At 40.3% G+C, this 18,545-nt stretch carries 18 protein-coding genes; all 18 read left to right on the forward strand.

Annotated features, from left to right (window positions below):
- The first annotated feature begins 10 nt into the window (after positions 1-10).
- The 18 genes from rnmV to yabN all read left to right on the forward strand — a co-directional run bounded on the left by rnmV (position 11) and on the right by yabN (position 18,538).
- The gene (rnmV, locus tag HPT25_RS08170; RefSeq protein ID WP_173062470.1) at positions 11-571 is read left to right on the forward strand and encodes a ribonuclease M5; all 561 of its coding nucleotides are present in this window, start codon (positions 11-13) and stop codon (positions 569-571) included.
- A complete protein-coding gene (gene rsmA / locus HPT25_RS08175) occupies positions 564-1,442 on the forward strand; it encodes a 16S rRNA (adenine(1518)-N(6)/adenine(1519)-N(6))-dimethyltransferase RsmA (RefSeq protein ID WP_173062473.1) in 879 nt (292 codons plus the stop codon). The genes rnmV and rsmA overlap by 8 nt, the downstream gene beginning before the upstream one ends.
- Before the next feature lie 191 nt (positions 1,443-1,633).
- Positions 1,634-2,518 carry a sporulation peptidase YabG gene (gene yabG, locus HPT25_RS08180; protein WP_173062476.1) on the forward strand — a complete coding sequence of 295 codons (885 nt, stop codon included), beginning with the start codon at positions 1,634-1,636 and terminating at the stop codon, positions 2,516-2,518.
- A gap of 200 nt (positions 2,519-2,718) precedes the next feature.
- Positions 2,719-2,982, forward strand: coding sequence for a biofilm formation stimulator Veg (gene veg / locus HPT25_RS08185; RefSeq protein ID WP_173062479.1), 264 nt, complete (start codon positions 2,719-2,721; stop codon positions 2,980-2,982).
- A 130-nt stretch (positions 2,983-3,112) separates the two neighbouring features.
- Positions 3,113-3,307, forward strand: a complete 195-nt coding sequence (locus HPT25_RS08190; RefSeq protein ID WP_173062483.1) for a small, acid-soluble spore protein, alpha/beta type — start codon at positions 3,113-3,115, stop codon at positions 3,305-3,307.
- A gap of 504 nt (positions 3,308-3,811) precedes the next feature.
- Positions 3,812-4,681, forward strand: a complete 870-nt coding sequence (gene ispE, locus HPT25_RS08195) for a 4-(cytidine 5'-diphospho)-2-C-methyl-D-erythritol kinase (RefSeq protein ID WP_173062486.1) — start codon at positions 3,812-3,814, stop codon at positions 4,679-4,681.
- A gap of 54 nt (positions 4,682-4,735) precedes the next feature.
- The gene (gene purR / locus HPT25_RS08200; RefSeq protein WP_173062489.1) at positions 4,736-5,554 is read left to right on the forward strand and encodes a pur operon repressor; all 819 of its coding nucleotides are present in this window, start codon (positions 4,736-4,738) and stop codon (positions 5,552-5,554) included.
- Positions 5,555-5,572: 18 nt separating this feature from the next.
- The gene (gene ridA / locus HPT25_RS08205) at positions 5,573-5,947 is read left to right on the forward strand and encodes a 2-iminobutanoate/2-iminopropanoate deaminase (protein WP_173062491.1); all 375 of its coding nucleotides are present in this window, start codon (positions 5,573-5,575) and stop codon (positions 5,945-5,947) included.
- A gap of 264 nt (positions 5,948-6,211) precedes the next feature.
- Positions 6,212-6,502 (forward strand): septation regulator SpoVG, encoded by a 291-nt coding sequence (gene spoVG, locus HPT25_RS08210; RefSeq protein WP_066368160.1) that lies wholly within the window; start codon positions 6,212-6,214, stop codon positions 6,500-6,502.
- 190 nt (positions 6,503-6,692) lie between these two features.
- Complete coding sequence (glmU, locus tag HPT25_RS08215; protein WP_173062493.1) at positions 6,693-8,066, forward strand: bifunctional UDP-N-acetylglucosamine diphosphorylase/glucosamine-1-phosphate N-acetyltransferase GlmU; 1,374 nt, start codon at positions 6,693-6,695, stop codon at positions 8,064-8,066.
- A 23-nt stretch (positions 8,067-8,089) separates the two neighbouring features.
- Entirely contained in the window at positions 8,090-9,046 is a 957-nt protein-coding gene (locus tag HPT25_RS08220; protein ID WP_173062495.1) for a ribose-phosphate diphosphokinase, read from the forward strand.
- 108 nt (positions 9,047-9,154) lie between these two features.
- Positions 9,155-9,793, forward strand: coding sequence for a 50S ribosomal protein L25/general stress protein Ctc (locus HPT25_RS08225; RefSeq protein ID WP_173062497.1), 639 nt, complete (start codon positions 9,155-9,157; stop codon positions 9,791-9,793).
- 196 nt (positions 9,794-9,989) lie between these two features.
- Positions 9,990-10,550: an aminoacyl-tRNA hydrolase gene (gene pth / locus HPT25_RS08230; RefSeq protein ID WP_173070997.1), complete on the forward strand. Its 561-nt coding sequence runs from the start codon at positions 9,990-9,992 to the stop codon at positions 10,548-10,550.
- A 141-nt stretch (positions 10,551-10,691) separates the two neighbouring features.
- Positions 10,692-10,922: an anti-sigma-F factor Fin gene (fin, locus tag HPT25_RS08235; protein WP_173062499.1), complete on the forward strand. Its 231-nt coding sequence runs from the start codon at positions 10,692-10,694 to the stop codon at positions 10,920-10,922.
- Positions 10,923-11,006: 84 nt separating this feature from the next.
- Positions 11,007-14,540 (forward strand): transcription-repair coupling factor, encoded by a 3,534-nt coding sequence (gene mfd / locus HPT25_RS08240; protein WP_173062501.1) that lies wholly within the window; start codon positions 11,007-11,009, stop codon positions 14,538-14,540.
- Positions 14,541-14,834: 294 nt separating this feature from the next.
- Positions 14,835-15,371, forward strand: coding sequence for a stage V sporulation protein T (gene spoVT / locus HPT25_RS08245; protein ID WP_173062503.1), 537 nt, complete (start codon positions 14,835-14,837; stop codon positions 15,369-15,371).
- A gap of 75 nt (positions 15,372-15,446) precedes the next feature.
- Positions 15,447-17,072: a putative polysaccharide biosynthesis protein gene (locus tag HPT25_RS08250; protein ID WP_173062506.1), complete on the forward strand. Its 1,626-nt coding sequence runs from the start codon at positions 15,447-15,449 to the stop codon at positions 17,070-17,072.
- Positions 17,072-18,538, forward strand: coding sequence for a bifunctional methyltransferase/pyrophosphohydrolase YabN (yabN, locus tag HPT25_RS08255; RefSeq protein WP_173070999.1), 1,467 nt, complete (start codon positions 17,072-17,074; stop codon positions 18,536-18,538). The genes HPT25_RS08250 and yabN overlap by 1 nt, the downstream gene beginning before the upstream one ends.
- The last annotated feature ends 7 nt before the right edge of the window (positions 18,539-18,545 follow it).

Here is an 18,545-nt window from a genome sequence, read left to right on the forward strand (position 1 = left end):
TGGAGGGTCAATGAAGATTAAAGAAATTATTGTGGTGGAAGGCAAGGATGACACCACAGCAATCAATCGGGCAGTCGATGCTGATACAATTGAAACGAACGGCTCTGCGGTTAATCAAGAAACAATTGAAAAAATCAAAAGAGCACAAGGAACTAGAGGTGTGATTGTTTTTACTGATCCGGACTATCCTGGAGAAAAAATTAGAAAAACAATTGCCCATCAGGTGCCGGGCTGCAAACATGCTTTCTTACCGAAAGAAGCGGCATTGGCAAAAGGAAATAAAGGAATTGGTGTCGAACATGCCAGCCCCGAAGCCATCAGGGAAGCCCTAAAGGATGCTCAAATTATGCATGAACATATAGCTGAAGAAATTACTCAGGAGGATCTAGTAACTGCCGGCCTTATAGGCGGTGCAGGTGCAAAAGACCGGAGAATTCTGTTAGGAAAACTTCTGAAAATAGGTTATACAAACGGAAAGCAGCTTCATAAACGGTTAATGATGTTTCAAGTCAGCAAACAGGAATTTGCCAAAGCGCTTGCTGTTGTAAGACAGGAGGAACGAAATGGATAAGGATATTGCAACCCCTGTAAGAACAAGGGACATTCTGGAGAAATACGGTTTTTCTTTTAAGAAAAGTCTAGGTCAGAATTTTTTAATTGATACAAATATATTAAAGAAGATCGTTAGTTTTGCTAATTTAACTGAAAAATCTGGAGCTATTGAAATTGGACCGGGAATCGGTGCACTGACAGAGCAGCTAGCACGGGCAAGCAAAAAGGTGACAGCCTTCGAAATTGATCAGCGATTATTGCCCATTTTAGAAGACACGCTATCACCATATTCTAACGTGAAAATAATACATCAAGATGTGCTTAAGGCAGATGTAAATGCAGTACTGGCAGAGGAGATGGCCGGTATAGAGGATGTTATGGTGGTAGCCAATTTGCCTTATTATGTGACAACCCCCATTATCATAAAACTTTTGGAGGACAAGCTGCCTATTCGCGGGATTGTTTGTATGCTTCAGAAGGAAGTGGCTGATCGCATTTCAGCTAATCCTGGAACAAAGGATTATGGCTCCTTGTCCATTGCCATTCAGTATTATACCGAAGCAGAAACTGTCATGATTGTTCCCAAAACCGTTTTTGTTCCGCAGCCAAATGTGGACTCTGCTGTTATTAGGCTTACTTTAAGAGAAAGGCCTGCAGTCAGTGTTAAGGATGAAACCTTCTTTTTTAAGGTGACAAAGGCTGCGTTTGCCCAAAGGAGAAAAACGCTGTTGAATAATTTAACAAGCCAGCTTCCAAACGGGAAAGAAAAGAAAGAAGACATTATCACATCCTTAACAGCAAGTGGCATCGAACCTTCCAGAAGGGGAGAAACATTATCTCTTGCTGAATTTGGCAGACTAAGTGACGAATTATATAAATTTTTTCAATAGACCTTTTGATAGGGTCTATTTTTTTTGCCTATAAATTTCATTGTTCATTTTGCCTTTATGTGTTGATTGGATCACAAAGCAATAAAAATGCTGCAGTTTCTTTTCTTGTCACATGGACAAATTTAAGTGCATAGCCTATGAGAGAAACTATTTTAAGGGCCCTAAATGCTAGTCTAATTGGAGTGACTGCAGTGGAGATAAAAATAATGGATATCGTCGGCAGACGTTCATATAACTGTGATATTCTCTTTCGAGTAATTGATATACGCAAAATAGATGACCAGAATGTTGCCATTCTATATGGAGAGGATTTCCGGTTGGCAGCCGATGCACCATACAACGATTTGGTTGTTATTAATCAAAATGATCGTATGAGGATGTCTAGGGAATACCAGACACTTGAAGAGCAGTCGTTAAAGCTTTTTACTCAAGATGTGGATCTGCTGAGACAAAGGCGGGAATATGAGGCAACAGGTGGCTATGTAAAACCAAGTAATTATTTTCAGATACCGGGAAGGGTTCTTCATCTGGACGGAGACCCCTCATATTTAAAAAAGTGTATGGCATTATATGAGAAAATTGGGGTTCCTGTATTGGGCATTCATTGTAATGAAAAGGAAATGCCTTATAAAATTGGAGAGTTAATCGATTATTATCGTCCTGATATTTTGGTTATTACCGGCCATGATGCTTATTCAAAAGCAAAAGGTAAAATGAGCGACCTGAATGCTTACAGACATTCTCGGCATTTTGTGCAAACTGTCAAAGAGGCTCGGAAGAAAATCCCTCATCTAGATCAATTGGTTATTTTTGCAGGTGCTTGCCAGTCCCATTTTGAATCATTGATCCATGCGGGGGCCAATTTTGCCAGCTCTCCCTCCAGAATAAATATCCACGCTCTTGACCCTGTATATATTGTTGCAAAAATAAGTTTTACCCCTTTTATGGAACGAATTAATGTTTGGGACGTACTAAGAAATACATTAACAGGTGAAAAGGGGCTGGGAGGAATTGAGACAAAGGGAGTGTTAAGGACTGGGATGCCATATAATCCATTAATCGAAGAAGAAGAATAAGTCCTTATAATGGTAAGGCTTATTTTTCTTTTTGGATACATATTACTGCTTCTTTCAGGTAACGCTAGAAATGTTGAAATTTAGTAAAAAAAGTAGAAGAAAAAATGTTGACAATTATTTTGCTGTACTGATATAATTTATATTTTTGTTTGACAGTTCAGGACCAATGTGTTATACTCAAACATAGTGAGGTGGACCGAATGCCAAAAACTTTAGCCGATATTAAAAAGGCTCTCGACTCGAACTTAGGGAAAAGATTGTTACTCAAGGCAAACGGGGGACGTCGAAAAACAATCGAACGTTCCGGTGTATTAGCCGAAACGTACCCTTCAGTTTTCGTAATTGAATTAGATCAAGATGAAAATGCGTTTGAACGTGTTTCGTACAGTTATGCGGATGTATTAACGGAAACTGTTCAAATTACTTTCTATGAAGAAGCATCAGGACATGTAGCGTTAAGCTAAGTATATAAGCAATGAATGGCAGTAAACGAAAAGTTTACTGCTTTTTGCTGTCTAAAGAAATCGCCGCGTTTATGAAATACTCTTATTTATTACATACTAAGAATGCTGTGGAATGAAAGGGGTTGTTTTGATGGGGAGAAGAAGAGGGATTATGTCAAGTCAGTTCAAAGAAGAACTTGCTAAGGATTTAGGATTCTATAATGTTGTTCAAAAGGAAGGATGGGGCGGCATTCGTTCACGGGATGCAGGCAATATGGTAAAACGTGCGGTTGAACTCGCTGAAGCCCAGTTGGCAAATCGTGGCCGACAGTATCCTCAGTCATAATCAGGAGCTTCCACTTGATATAAACACTTAAATTCACCACAGCTGCCAGAGGATGATTTCCTCTGGTTTATTTATAAAAAGGCTATGTTAAAGAACATTGTTGATATTTAAACACTGTTGATTGAAGTGGAAGGCACGAAGACTCCTCGTAAATGCTAACGCATTTCCTTCGTACGTGGGCGGATTTCAAGGACATGATTCAATGTCCTGCGGGAGTACGGGGCCGAGGAGGCTCCCCAGCCGCCCGCGAACCGCTCGTACCTGGATAGGAAATTAGCAGCCAAATTTAACAGCGCCTATAAAAAAGAACAATAGGAAATTTTAACATGACCTAATATAAATAGACTTTTTTCCCTGGCAATCTAATGATAAAATATTGATTTTGATAGGATTTATTCAATCCCACGTCTTACATTGGCCGTTTTGTGGTAAAATAGGACAAAATGTGAAACGGAAGCGCCCGCTGGGTGCTGAGCGGGACAATATAGAAGTAGGTGGAACAATTTGAAGCTTTTAGTCAAGGCACCGGCTAAAATTAATTTGGCATTAGATGTTTTACATAAACGTCCTGATGGATATCATGAGGTTGAAATGATTATGACCACGATTGATTTAGCCGATCGGGTAGAATTAACATTATTAAATCAGGATCGAATACATATTCTTTCCCACAATCGCTATGTCCCTGATGACCAGCGCAATTTAGCATATCAGGCAGCACAGTTATTAAAAAGTCGTTTCGATGTTAAAAAGGGTGTTTTGATTTCTATTGAGAAAACGATTCCCGTTGCCGCAGGTCTTGCAGGCGGTTCAAGTGATGCAGCGGCCACGTTAAGAGGCTTAAATAAATTATGGGGACTGGGCCTAACTTTAGATGAGTTAGCCGAAATTGGAAGTGAAATTGGCTCAGATGTATCTTTTTGTGTATATGGCGGTACGGCACTAGCAAAAGGGAGAGGGGAAATCATTACGGAACTCCCGGCCCCACCGACCTGCTGGGTCATTCTGGCTAAACCATTTATTGGAGTATCCACAGCAGAAGTTTACAGAAGACTCGATTTAAATGAAATTTCCCATCCGAATATTCCTGGTATGATTGCAGCTATTAATGAGCATGATTATGCGAATGTTTGCCGGAATGTAGGGAATGTCTTAGAAGATGTGACATTAAAAGCGTATCCGGTGGTAGCGCAAATTAAAGAGCAAATGAAGCGCTTTGGGGCTGATGCAGTATTAATGAGCGGGAGTGGACCAACCGTGTTTGGAATTGTCCAACATGATTCACGAATGCACCGGATTTATAATGGACTTCGAGGGTTTTGCGACCAAGTTTTTGCAGTCAGAATGTTGGGCGAACGGCATACACTTGATTAAAATCGGATGATAATGGTATTCTTCAATTAGAACATTCGGTTTTGGAGGAATATTATGAAGTTTCGCCGCAGTGAACGTTTGATTGATATGACAAATTATTTACTGGACCATCCTCGCCAGTTAGTGCCGCTTACGTTTTTTGCAGAACGGTACGATTCAGCGAAATCTTCCATTAGTGAGGATTTGGCTATTGTCAAGGAGACCTTCGAGCAAAGAGGAATTGGCACATTGCAAACGGTACCTGGAGCGGCCGGTGGTGTCAAATTTTTTGTGAAGGTGAGTCAAGAAAAAGCAGAGCCTTTTGTGAACGAGCTTTGTGATGTAATGGCTGACCCGGACAGGCTTTTGCCTGGCGGATATTTATATTTAACAGATATTTTGGGAAACCCGCAGATTGTGCAAAAGGCAGGAAGAGTCATCGCTTCAGCATATGCCGATACGGAAATTGATGTGGTAATGACAGTGGCAACAAAAGGGATCCCCCTTGCGTATGCGGTTGCCAGCCAGTTAAATGTCCCAGTTGTGATTGTTCGGAAAGACAGTAAGGTAACAGAAGGGCCTACAGTCAGTATTAACTATGTATCGGGTTCAGCAAAACGAATTCAGACCATGCTGCTGTCGAAACGGAGCATCAAGGAAGGCTCAAAGGTCTTAATTGTTGATGACTTTATGAAGGCTGGCGGCACGGTAATGGGCATGATTAGTATGCTGGAGGAATTCAATGCAAGTGTTGCCGGCATCTCCGTTTTAGTTGAGGCTGAAAAAACCCAGGAACGGCTGGTTAATGAATATATTTCGCTTGTTAAGCTGTCTGATGTCGATGAAAAAGAAAAAATGATTAATGTTCATGCGGGAAATTATTTAATTCCATAGGATGGAGGAGATTATAAAATGAAAGCAGTTCAAACAAATCAAGCACCGGCTGCCATCGGCCCGTACTCTCAAGGAATTATTGTAAATAATCTGTTTTATAGCTCTGGGCAAATTCCATTAACTGCAGAAGGAAATATGATTACCGGCGATATTAAAGAACAAACACACCAGGTATTTCGTAATTTGCAGGCTGTTTTGGCAGAGGCAGGTGCATCATTAGAAACTGTTGTAAAAACAACTGTTTTTATTAAAGATATGAATGACTTTGCTGCATTAAACGAAGTATACGGAGAATATTTTTCAACCCATAAACCTGCACGTTCCTGTGTAGAGGTAGCCCGTCTGCCGAAGGATGCTTTAGTAGAAATTGAAGTAGTAGCGCTCGTGAAATAAACGGGCGTTTTTTATTGTAATTAATTTACAGAAACAAAGGATCGTATAAAAAAGTTAAGTAATAATGACCGCGCAAAACACATCTTTTATTAGTTCGTTAAGTAAGTGCTTACAGTCTTTTATGTAATATTTGGACATAAATGAAAATGTTTCACCATTTTGCCCTATTTTTTCTAAAAAATTTTAATTTTAAAGAAGGAAAACAGGAATAATTGTTGAATGTATTTAATAAGCTTTTTATCTTACCAAAAAGGGTGTGAGCACATGGAAGTAACAGACGTAAGATTACGCCGTGTTAATACGGATGGCCGTATGAGGGCAATTGCTTCAATTACATTAGATAATGAATTTGTTGTCCACGACATTCGGGTTATTGACGGAAATAACGGTTTATTTGTCGCAATGCCAAGTAAGCGTACTCCAGATGGGGAATTTCGTGATATTGCGCATCCAATCAATTCAGGAACACGTGGCAAAATTCAAGAAGCTGTTTTGGCTGAGTACCACCGTTTAGGTGATTTAGAAGTAGAATTTGAAGAAGCCGGAGCTTCCTAAGGATTAAAAACAACTAGGGCCTTTCTTCTATGTAAGGCTCTTTTTATTATGGAAAAATCATATCCTGTTCTCCCTCCTTCCATTATTTCCCCTAATAACTTATCTCATCATCTTACTGATCATTCCTTGAAATGCAGTCCCAATTAGGATAATATTTTTAGTGGATAAAAAGGTTATTGGAGGACTGTTCATGTCTAATCGTTATGCTGTGATTTTAGCCGCTGGCCAAGGAACGCGGATGAAATCAAAGCTTTATAAAGTTTTACATCCAGTATGCGGTAAACCAATGGTACAGCACGTAGTAGACCAAGTAAAGACGCTTCAAATCGAAGAAATGGTTACAATCATCGGTCATGGGGCAGAAAAGGTTCAAGCGCAACTTGGTGAAAGCAGCTTTTACGCTTTGCAAGAATCCCAGCTCGGGACTGCTCATGCTGTGATGCAGGCTGCACCGATGCTTGAAGGGAAAGAAGGGGTTACGATTGTTGTTTGTGGAGATACTCCGCTAATTAAGTCTGAAACGATGGAAGCCCTTTTTCAGCATCATGAAGAGTTAAAGGCAAAAGCGACAATCCTCACAGCTAGAATTGAAGACCCAACAGGTTATGGCAGGATTATCCGCAATCAAGACGGCCTTGTAGAAAAGATTGTGGAGCACAAAGATGCTACAGAAGAAGAACGTAAGATTAATGAAATTAATACAGGAACCTACTGTTTTGACAATGCGGCATTATTTGCTGCATTAAAAAATGTCTCCAATGATAATGTTCAAGGTGAATATTATTTACCAGATGTAATTGAAATTTTGAAAAAACAAGGTGAAGTCGTATCTGCGTTTCAAACAAATGATTTAGACGAAACTTTAGGGGTAAACGATCGGGTTGCTTTAGCAGAAGCTGAAAAAATTATGCGCAAGCGGATTAATGAAATCCATATGCGAAACGGAGTTACGATCATCGACCCAGACCATACCTACATTGAAACAGAGGTTGAAATCGGTCAGGATACCATTGTTTATCCAGGAACCATTCTGAAGGGTAAGACGATCATTGGTATGGATTGTCACATTGGTCCTAATTCGGAAATTGTATCGTGTCAGATTGGCAATGAAACCGTTGTTCGGCAATCAGCTGCCCATAACAGCTCGGTTGGAGCACGTGTTAATATTGGTCCGTTTGCCCATATTCGTCCTGACTCAGCGATTGCAGACGATGTGAAAATCGGTAACTTTGTTGAAATTAAAAAGGCTGTGTTCGGAGAAGGAAGCAAGGCTTCTCATCTCAGTTATATTGGGGATGCTGAAATTGGAAGCAATGTCAATCTCGGCTGTGGCTCGATAACAGTTAATTATGATGGTAAAAATAAATTTCTGACCAAAATCGAAGATGATGTTTTTATTGGCTGTAACTCAAATTTAGTTGCTCCTGTTACGGTAGGAAAAGGAGCCTATGTAGCTGCGGGATCGACTATTACAAAGGACGTTCCGGAAGCGGCATTGTCGATTGCAAGGGCACACCAAGTCAATAAGGAAAATTACGTTGAAAAGCTTAATGTAAAAAAATAAGCTGGAATGTTATGGAGGCCAACATGTCAAATCAATATTTAGATCCAAAGATCAAAGTCTTTAGTTTAAATTCAAATCTTTCCCTGGCAAGAGAAATTGCAAAAGAAATTGGTGTTGAACTTGGAAGAAGTTCCGTTACCAGATTTAGCGACGGAGAAATTCAAATTAATATTGAGGAAAGTGTCCGCGGATGTAATGTCTATGTTATCCAGTCTACCAGCCAGCCTGTAAATGAAAATATCATGGAACTGTTAATCATGATCGATGCATTGAAACGCGCGTCTGCTAAAACCATTAACATTGTAATGCCTTATTATGGTTATGCGCGTCAGGACCGTAAAGCACGAGCTCGTGAACCGATTACAGCTAAATTAGTGGCAACGTTGCTGGAAACAGCTGGTGCTACCCGGGTCCTTTGCTTAGATTTGCACGCACCGCAAATTCAAGGATTTTTTGAAATCCCTACAGACCATTTAATGGGTGTACCAATTTTAGCTGATTATTTCAAAAATAGAGCATTAGACGGAGATATAGTGGTTGTATCACCTGACCATGGCGGAGTAACAAGAGCACGGAAAATGGCAGAACGGTTAAAAGCACCGATCGCGATTATTGATAAACGCCGCCCAAGACCAAACGTGGCAGAAGTCATGAATATTGTTGGTAATATCGAAGGTAAAGTGGCGATTCTGATTGACGATATTATTGATACAGCTGGTACCATCACACTTGCAGCAAATGCTCTCGTTGAAAATGGGGCAAAAGAAGTATACGCATGCTGTACTCATCCTGTTTTATCAGGCCCTGCAATTGAACGTATTCAAAATTCAAAAATTAAAGAACTAGTGGTGACCAATTCAATTTCTCTTCCTGAGGAGAAAAAGATCGACAAGATTATCAATTTGTCGGTTGCTCCGTTAATTGCCGAAGCCATTATTCGAATTCACGAAGAGCAATCCGTCAGCACGCTGTTTGATTAATGTAAAACCGATTTGTGTTCTTTTGCCTGATGCGGTACAAAACAAACATGTTTAGATTCTCCTGTTTTAGGGCATTTATATAGTGACTATAATAGGAGGCTGATGATGATGAGTGCTGTTTTACAGGCGAAAGAACGAAAAGGTTTGCATCGTGGAGAATTAAAGAAAAATAGGGAAAATGGCCATATTCCAGCTGTTATTTATGGCGCCAAGGTAAAAAATACTCCGATCTTTATCAGTTCGGCTGATTTTACCAAAACCATCAAAGATACAGGAAGAAATGCAGTCATTTCTCTGGATGTTGATGGACAGAAGCAAGATGTGATTTTAACCGATTATCAGGAAGACATTATTAAAAAGGATATTATCCACGTTGACTTTTTAGCCGTTGATAAATCATCGAAAATTACCGTTGAAGTAAGACTTGCTCTTACCGGAGAAGCAGCCGGGGTTAAAGACGGTGGTGTGCTGCAACAACCGTTGCACCAAGTATCTGTTACAACGACACCAGATAATATTCCGCCGCAAATTGAAGTGGATGTATCCAATTACCAGGTGGGGGAAACTGTAAAAATTGAAGATATTCTCTACCAGGGTGATTTTACGATTAATCATGAAGCAGAGGAAGTTATTGCTTCTATTTTACCTCCGAAACAGGAAGATGAAATCAATGCAGGGGAGCAACAGGAAGAGGGTCATCCTGATAATGAAGAAGGAAGAGAAACCTCTCGTGTTGGTGACGAATAAATTAGCACATTTGGCTGCTAGAGACTTGTTATTTTAGTACCTTTGTGTGTTTGGTTATAGAGTTTCGGACGTAACCGTTTTAGGTTACGTCTTTTGTCAATATCAAAAAAGAATGTAATCGAATATAATGGAGAAAGCTATGTTTCGCAAATTATTTAAAAAACAGGCTAAGCAGGATGAAGAGGGGGGAACTGGAATGAAGATGATCGTTGGCTTAGGGAACCCCGGAAAGCAATATGAGCAAACAAGGCATAATATTGGATTTGAGGTCATTGACGAGCTATCTCGCCGATTCAACATCCCATTGAACCAAGCTAAGTTTAAAGGAATCTATGGGATAGGGTTTTATAATGGAGTCAAAGTTTTGTTATTAAAGCCGCTCACCTATATGAACTTATCAGGTGAATCGATTGGTGCCGTTCTGGATTATTATCAAATAGAAATAGAAGATATTGTGGTGATTTACGATGATTTGGATCTTCCGGTAGGAAAAATCCGTCTTAGACAAAAGGGGAGTTCCGGCGGGCATAATGGGATCAAGTCAACTGTAGCTCATCTTGGGACACAGGAGTTTAACAGAATCCGGATAGGGATTGACAGACCCCAGCCGGGAATGAGTGTTCCAGACTATGTTCTAGGCAGATTTCGTCAGGAAGAATATGTGCCCCTTCAGGAGGCAGTTAAGAAAAGTACAGATGCCTGTGAAGCGTGGCTTGAGAAGCCCTTCCTCCAAGTCATGAATGAATATAATCGCTAAACTGTTCATAATATAGGCATGGTCTTTCATAAAATGAAGAAATCCAGTTTTATGAGCGTTTATTTATAGAATGGATAGATGAATAAGTTCCTCCAATAAGGTTCATAATAATAAGGAATCGTAGATTAGGGAGGGACTTGCGTGACTATCTATTACCATTGCAGGCATTGTGGTACGGAAATTGGTTCAATTGATCAAACATCGATCCACTCAGATGCCCTGGGTCTTCATAAATTAACTGAACAAGAACGGCAGGAAATGGTCGCATATGATATGTCAGGCAATATTCATATTTCAGCCATTTGTGAAAATTGTCAGGAAGCTTTAGAGAGGAATCCTGATTACCACCAATACGATTACCTAATTCATTAAATGAGCTTTGGATGAAACTCCAAAGCATTTTTCTATTTCATATTATCATAAATGATTGCGATTAATAGGAGAGGAGGAGGTTGCTTGAAAGGTTTAAAGTCGTTATTCCTGAAGCAAGAAGACATACACTTAGTTATATCCGGGGTAAACGAAGGCCTTAAGGAACAGTTGATTGCCGGTTTATCAGGTTCTTCCAGAACCGTTCTGACCGCAGCAATCTATGAACAAATGAAACGGCCCATTATGCTTGTCACCCATAATCTATTACAAGCACAAAAACTCTATGATGATCTTGTAAATCTATTAAGTGACAAGGAAGTATATTTATTTCCGGCAAATGAGCTGATTGCGGCTGAATTAAGTATTGCTAGTCCGGAATTAAAGGCACAAAGAATTGAGGCTTTGAATTATTGGTCAAAACAATCACAGGGGATTATCATTGTTCCTGCTGCAGGGTTGAAAAAAATACTTCCTCCAAAGTCATTGTGGAAGGAACATCAGTTGTTATTAAAAATGGGGGAAGATGTAGACCTCGACAAAGTCTTGAATTTATTTGTCAAAATGGGGTATGTGCGGACTGAGATGGTTACTACACCTGGGGAGTTTAGTGTAAGGGGTGGAATTATAGATATTTATCCACTAACCGAGGCAAATCCCCTTCGCATAGAATTATTTGATACAGAGATCGATTCCATCCGATATTTCTCCTTGGAAGACCAACGTTCCAAAGAGAAGGTAACGGAAATCTCCATTGGCCCGGCAACGGAAGTCATTTTGGAAGCAAGTCATTACAACCGAATGGTTAACCAACTTGAAGACGGTTTGGCACAAAGCCTTAAGAAGTTAAAAAATGAAAAAGCAAAATTGCAGTTATCTCAAAATATTAGTTTCGAACTAGAGCAATTAAAGAATGGGCAAAAGCCAGACCAAGTGTTTAAATACTTGTCACTTGCCTATGAGCGGCCTGCTAGTTTACTAGACTATCTTCCTGCTAATGGGCTTGTATTTGTAGACGAGATCAGCCGAGTGCAGGAAATGAATGAATCTCTGATAAAAGAAGAGGCAGAATGGTATACATCGTTATTAAGTGAAGGGCAAATCATTCATGATGTCCATATTTCTCATGATTTGCAAGTATTACTTCATAAGAAGGAATTTCCGCTCGTATATCTATCTTTGTTTTTAAGGCATGTTGCGAATACAAGTCCGCAAAACATCATTAATATTTCCTGCAAGCAAATGCAAAACTTCCATGGACAGATGCATTTATTGAAAACGGAAGTGGAGCGGTGGAAAAAAAGCAATTATTCCATATTATTTTTAGGACCGGATGATGAAAGGGTCAAAAAGCTTGAACGCGTTTTGGAGGATTATGAGATTGATGCCTCGGTCATTGGGGCTGACCAGCAAATCATGCCAGGCAAAGTTCAAGTAATGAAGGGCAATCTTCAGACAGGGTTTGAACTATCGATTCAGAAGATTGCGGTTATTACGGAAGAAGAGCTATTTAACAAACGGGTAAAAAAATCAGTCAGCAGACAAAAACTATCAAATGCTGAAAGAATTAAAAGCTACTCTGAGTTAAGAATTGGAGATTATGTTGTCCATGTTAATCATGGGATTGGTAAATATTTAGGGATTGAGACACTGGTCATTAATGGTGTTCATAAAGATTATCTCCATATTCGCTATCAAGGGACAGACAAATTATACGTTCCAGTAGAGCAAATTGATCTCGTCCAAAAGTATGTCGGCTCCGAAGGAAAAGAGCCAAAAATCTACAAATTGGGCGGTACCGACTGGAAAAAGGTTAAGAAGAAAGTTCAATCATCTGTTGAGGATATTGCTGATGATCTCATTAAACTATATGCAGAACGTGAAGCAGCAGTTGGTTATGCCTTTTCTCCGGATGGTGATTTACAGCGGGAATTTGAAACATCATTTGCTTATCAAGAGACTGATGATCAACTTCGGTCTATTCGAGAGATTAAAAAGGATATGGAAAGACCGCGGCCAATGGATCGATTGCTATGCGGAGATGTAGGATATGGTAAAACAGAGGTTGCGATTAGAGCAGCATTCAAATCGATTACCGATGGTAAGCAGGTTGCTTTCTTAGTGCCAACGACGATCCTTGCTCAGCAGCATTATGAAACATTAAGGGAAAGATTTCAGGATTATCCGATCAATATTGGCCTGCTAAGCCGTTTCCGCACTAAAAAGCAGCAAACGGAAACCCTTAAAGGTTTAAAAGCCGGAACTGTCGATATTGTGGTTGGAACTCATCGCCTACTATCAAAGGATATAGTCTACCATGATCTAGGACTGTTGATTATCGATGAAGAGCAGCGGTTTGGTGTAACGCATAAGGAAAAAATTAAGAGGTTAAAGACGAATGTCGATGTATTAACCTTAACAGCAACCCCGATTCCAAGAACCTTGCATATGTCCATGCTGGGTGTACGTGATTTATCCGTCATTGAAACTCCGCCGGAAAATCGTTTCCCTGTACAAACCTATGTTATGGAATATAATGGATCACTGGTTCGGGAAGCAATTGAGCGGGAGCTTGCACGCGACGGACAAGTTTACTTTTTATATAACAGAGTGGAAGATATTGAACGCAAGGCTGAGGAAATTTCCATGCTTGTTCCTGATGCGAGGGTTACCTATGCTCATGGACAGATGACGGAAAATGAGCTGGAGTCGGTCATGATTAGTTTCCTGGCAGGAGAGTATGATGTTCTGGTAAGTACAACCATCATTGAAACCGGCGTGGATATTCCAAATGTGAATACGCTAATTGTCCATGATGCTGATCGCATGGGATTGTCCCAGCTTTATCAGCTTCGCGGCCGTGTGGGAAGATCCAATCGGGTGGCGTATGCTTATTTTACTTATCGGAAGGATAAGGTTTTAACAGAAGTGGCAGAAAAACGCCTCCAAGCAATTAAGGAATTTACCGAATTAGGCTCCGGATTTAAAATTGCCATGCGTGATCTATCCATCAGGGGAGCAGGAAATTTGTTAGGCTCGCAGCAACATGGCTTTATTGATTCGGTCGGATTTGACCTCTATTCTCAAATGTTAAAAGAAGCCATTGAAGAGCGCAAGGGAGACACGAAAGAGACGAAAACAACAGTTGAAATCGATCTTGAAATTGATGCCTACATTCCTGATTCTTATATTAAGGATGGACATCAAAAAATTGAAATGTATAAACGATTCAGAGGGGTCGAATCCCTTGATGAGATCGAGGAACTACAGGCAGAAATGCTTGACCGTTTTGGTGAATATCCGGATGAGGTCTCTTACTTATTCCAAGTAGCTGAAATGAAAATTTACGCCCTTGAAAATGGGGTGGAGCTAATTAAACAGTCAAAACAAGATGTCACCATTTTGCTCAATGAAGAAGTAACAAATACTATAGACGGAAGTAAGCTCTTCCATCTCGGCAGCAAATATGGCAGGGCTGTTACACCAGGAATGGAAGATCGTAAGCTGAAGATTGTGATCAAAGTTAAAGACTTTGACACAGCCGAGTGGCTTCAAATTGTATTCGAAATGATTAAAGGAATCCCTTTGGCCAAAAGAGAGCAAGAGAATTCCGTGAAATAATTGTGCTCTTATCATGAAGGTAATTGAATTCGGAGGTTTGAAATTCCCCGAAAATAGAAACAAAATTATCCATTCTGCCCACTTTCAACAGAATTCAATATTTCTGAAGGTAATATTTCCTGTAACTGTGAAAAAATTGTGAATAGAACTTTCCAGATGAAAGATACTAAGTTCAAAGTTGGCAAATAAGGATTATTATCATAATAAGATAACGGTCCAGCACTTGCGAAAATCCGCATGAAGCTTTCGATTTGCCAAGTTGAAAAATCATCAGATGAAAGTGAGGCAACATAGATGAAAGCAACTGGAATAGTTCGTCGAATCGATGATTTGGGTCGTGTAGTAATTCCCAAAGAAATACGCAGAACATTGCGTATCCGTGAAGGAGATCCGTTAGAGATCTTCGTTGACCGGGATGGGGAAGTGATTTTAAAGAAGTATTCACCAATCAGCGAATTAAGCGATTTTGCCAAGGAGTATGCGGAAGCCCTATTTGACAGCCTCGGAAACCCCGTTTTAATTTGTGACCGTGATGCGTATATTGCTGTTGCGGGCGGATCAAAAAAAGATTATTTAAATAAAAATATTAGTGACTTAGTTGAAAAAACAATGGAAGAGCGAAATTCCGTTCTTGTCACTCAACAGGGAGAAGTTTCTTTGTCGGAAGGAAGCGAAGAGACGATATCCTCTTATACCATTGGACCGATTATTGCCAATGGTGATCCGATTGGGGCTGTTATTATTTTTTCAAAAGATGCCACACTCGGTGAAGTAGAGCAAAAGGCTGTCGAAACAGCAGCCGGATTTTTAGCTAGACAAATGGAACAGTAAAAATGGAGAAAGGCAGCGCAGGCTGCCTTTTTTAATGTTATAATACCGATGGAATAATTTATAGCAGGTGAACGAATGGAGCATGTAAATCCATCGAAGGCTTTATTCAAAGGAGCCTTTATTTTAACAATAGCAGGACTAATAACAAAAATTTTAAGTGCTTTTTACCGGATTCCTTTTCAAAACATTGTGGGGGATACGGGATTTTACATATATCAGCAAATATATCCATTTTATGCGATAGCAGTTGTGTTATCGACGACCGGCTTTCCGGTAGTCATTTCCAAGTTGTATGCCGAACAAAAGGAAAAGCAAAATGAGCAAAAATCCCGAATTCTTCTCATCGTCTCCTATCTTTATCTACAGGTATTTGGCTGTTTATGTTTTCTAGTATTGTATTTTGGTGCCGACCAGCTGGCACGGTGGATGAATGACACTCATCTGGCCGTATTGATTAAGGTGGTTTCACTTGTTTTTTTGACCTCACCCATTGTTTCTACCATTAGGGGATATTATCAAGGGATAGGGGAGATGGCACCGACGGCTTTATCGCAGGTAGCTGAACAAAGCATCCGTGTGTTGACCATCATTTTTTTCTCCTATTTTTTCATGCAAAAGGGCTATTCTTTGTATATTGTGGCCGGAGGGGCCATGTTCGGCTCAATAACGGGAAGTATTGTCGCATGCATTATTTTGTTTATGTTTTTATCCATTCGTGCAGAATGGAAATTAATCACACCGAATAAAAGGATGCTGAAACGTGCCTTCCCTGATGTAAGGCGTATGGCCATGGAACTTACCTTTCAAGGGTTGACCATTTGCCTTAGTGGGATGCTGATGATTTTTATGCAAATGGCTGATTCTTTAAATTTATATTCTTTGTTGACGGCAAACGGGATTGAGAAGGAGCTCGCTAAAGGGTTAAAAGGAATCTTTGACCGCGGTCAGCCGTTGATTCAGCTGGGAACAGTTGCCGCAACTTCTATGTCCCTTTCGCTTGTACCATTGATTACACGTGAAAGGATGGCAGCGAATTCGACATTTTTACATGATAAAATTCAATTGGCTTTAAAGGTTAGTGTGGTAATCGGATTGGGGGCTTCTGCAGGGCTCTGGGCAGTGATCAAACCGACCAATATTATGTTGTTCAAAGATGCCTCTGGTTCTGATGTTCTGGGGGTATTGGGGTTTGTCATTTTATTTGCATCCATGATCGCAACAGTTACGGCGATCATGCAGGGATTGGGCCATCTGACAATACCTGCACTAGCTGCAGCTGCGGTTTTTCCCATCAAGTATATTCTTAATATGATGTTTATCCCTAAATATTTGACGATGGGAGCTGCCGCGTCCTCGTTAGCAGCACTACTAGTTGTGACGGTTTTTCTCTTGTGGAGATTAAAAAGAATAGTAAGAATTCCCTTGTTTCCAGCGCGCTTTTTTGAAATTGTTCTGGTAGCAACCATTGTTATGGTACTGTTTTTAAAAGGATATCTATACCTTGTTGGAGGATGCATACATACAATGGAGCTCGGCCGTTTGGGTGCAGCAGCAGAAGCATTGAGTGCTGTCTGCTTGGGAGGGATTTTGTTTTTATTGATTATTATAAGGGGAAGAGTCTTCTCAGCGGAAGATCTTTCATTGTTTCCGTTTGGGAGTAAATTCAACTACTTTCTCTCGCGAAAGGATCGAACTGAATGATGGCAAATCAAATTGAAATTGTCGGTTTAGGGGCTGGGGACCTCGAACAGCTTCCACTAGGGGTTTATAAGAAATTATTGAAGGCGAAAACGCTGTTTTTAAGGACGAAGGAGCACCCAGTAGTGGTGGAGCTGGAGAAAGAAGGGATCCGTTACATTTCCTTTGATGAAGTATATGAAAAACATGACCAATTTGCGGCAGTTTATCAGGAAATCACCCGAATCTTGCTGGAAAAGGCCCAATCTGAATCCGTCTTATATGCTGTACCTGGACATCCACTTGTAGCAGAACAAACTGTGCAACTGCTCTTGGAACAGGGGCCAAAAGAGCAAATTGAAATTGCGATCGGCGGAGGGCAAAGCTTCATTGATGCCCTTTTTGCTTCACTAAAAATTGACCCGGTTGAAGGTTTTCAACTGCTCGATGGTACTGCTCTCCAAGCAAATACATTGCAAATGGACCAGCATCAGATTATCTGTCAGGTCTTTGACCAATTTACAGCTTCAAATGTAAAGCTGACATTAATGGAAAAATACCCGGATGATTATGAGGTATGGATTGTGACAGCAGCCGGAAGTAAGGACGAAGTATTGGAAAAGGTACAATTATACGAATTGGACCACAGTTTAACCATGAATAATCTTACTTCGGTATATGTACCGCCTGTAAGAAAGGACTCAATTCTGTGGAAGAACTTCACTAAGCTTCGGGAAATAATTGCAGAATTAAGAGGGCCGGACGGCTGCCCATGGGATAAAGAACAAACGCATGAATCATTAAAGAAATACTTAATTGAGGAAACGTTTGAAGTCATTGAGGCTATTGACAAAGGCGATATTGATCATTTAATTGAAGAATTGGGGGATGTCCTGCTGCAGGTAATGCTTCATGCGCAAATCGGAGAAGATGAAGGCTTTTTTACCATTGATGATGTGGTCGAAGGTCTGTCTGCCAAGATGATTCGCAGACACCCTCATGTATTTGGAAACGTGACGGCTGATAGTGCAGAAGAGGTCGTGAAGAATTGGCAGGAAATTAAACAACAAGAAAAAGGGACTGCTCCGTCATCGATTCTTGAAGGAGTTTCTATGGCACTACCAAATTTGCTACGCGCCTATGAAATACAAAAGAAGGCAGCAAAGGTTGGCTTTGATTGGCAGGAAATAACTCCTGCATTGGAGAAAGTAAAAGAAGAACTGAATGAATTTATCGCGGAGCTGGATGGAACGGAAGAAGGTTTTCTGTATGCCAAACAGGAATTTGGCGATTTATTGTTTGCATTCGTGAATGTGGCAAGGTTTTTACATATCAACCCGGAGGAATCACTATTTGCTACAAATGAAAAGTTCATTAGACGCTTCCGTTATGTGGAGCAAATGGTGAAAAACAGCGGCAGGACGTTTGAACATCATACACTTGAGGAGTTAGATTTGTACTGGGATGAAGCTAAATCTAAAGGATTATAGAAATAGG

The organism is Neobacillus endophyticus, assembly GCF_013248975.1.
Classification (GTDB): Bacteria; Bacillota; Bacilli; order Bacillales; family Cytobacillaceae; genus Neobacillus; species Neobacillus endophyticus.

Excerpts from the sequence above, each read along its gene's own strand:
- rnmV (WP_173062470.1), top strand. The coding sequence starts at position 11 with ATGAAGATTAAAGAAATTATTGTGGTGGAAGGCAAGGATGACACCACA.
- rsmA (WP_173062473.1), top strand. The coding sequence starts at position 564 with ATGGATAAGGATATTGCAACCCCTGTAAGAACAAGGGACATTCTGGAG.
- veg (WP_173062479.1), top strand. The coding sequence starts at position 2,719 with ATGCCAAAAACTTTAGCCGATATTAAAAAGGCTCTCGACTCGAACTTA.
- HPT25_RS08190 (WP_173062483.1), top strand. The coding sequence starts at position 3,113 with ATGGGGAGAAGAAGAGGGATTATGTCAAGTCAGTTCAAAGAAGAACTT.
- purR (WP_173062489.1), top strand. The coding sequence starts at position 4,736 with ATGAAGTTTCGCCGCAGTGAACGTTTGATTGATATGACAAATTATTTA.
- ridA (WP_173062491.1), top strand. The coding sequence starts at position 5,573 with ATGAAAGCAGTTCAAACAAATCAAGCACCGGCTGCCATCGGCCCGTAC.
- spoVG (WP_066368160.1), top strand. The coding sequence starts at position 6,212 with ATGGAAGTAACAGACGTAAGATTACGCCGTGTTAATACGGATGGCCGT.
- glmU (WP_173062493.1), top strand. The coding sequence starts at position 6,693 with ATGTCTAATCGTTATGCTGTGATTTTAGCCGCTGGCCAAGGAACGCGG.
- HPT25_RS08220 (WP_173062495.1), top strand. The coding sequence starts at position 8,090 with ATGTCAAATCAATATTTAGATCCAAAGATCAAAGTCTTTAGTTTAAAT.
- HPT25_RS08225 (WP_173062497.1), top strand. The coding sequence starts at position 9,155 with ATGAGTGCTGTTTTACAGGCGAAAGAACGAAAAGGTTTGCATCGTGGA.
- pth (WP_173070997.1), top strand. The coding sequence starts at position 9,990 with ATGAAGATGATCGTTGGCTTAGGGAACCCCGGAAAGCAATATGAGCAA.
- spoVT (WP_173062503.1), top strand. The coding sequence starts at position 14,835 with ATGAAAGCAACTGGAATAGTTCGTCGAATCGATGATTTGGGTCGTGTA.
- HPT25_RS08250 (WP_173062506.1), top strand. The coding sequence starts at position 15,447 with ATGGAGCATGTAAATCCATCGAAGGCTTTATTCAAAGGAGCCTTTATT.
- yabN (WP_173070999.1), top strand. The coding sequence starts at position 17,072 with ATGGCAAATCAAATTGAAATTGTCGGTTTAGGGGCTGGGGACCTCGAA.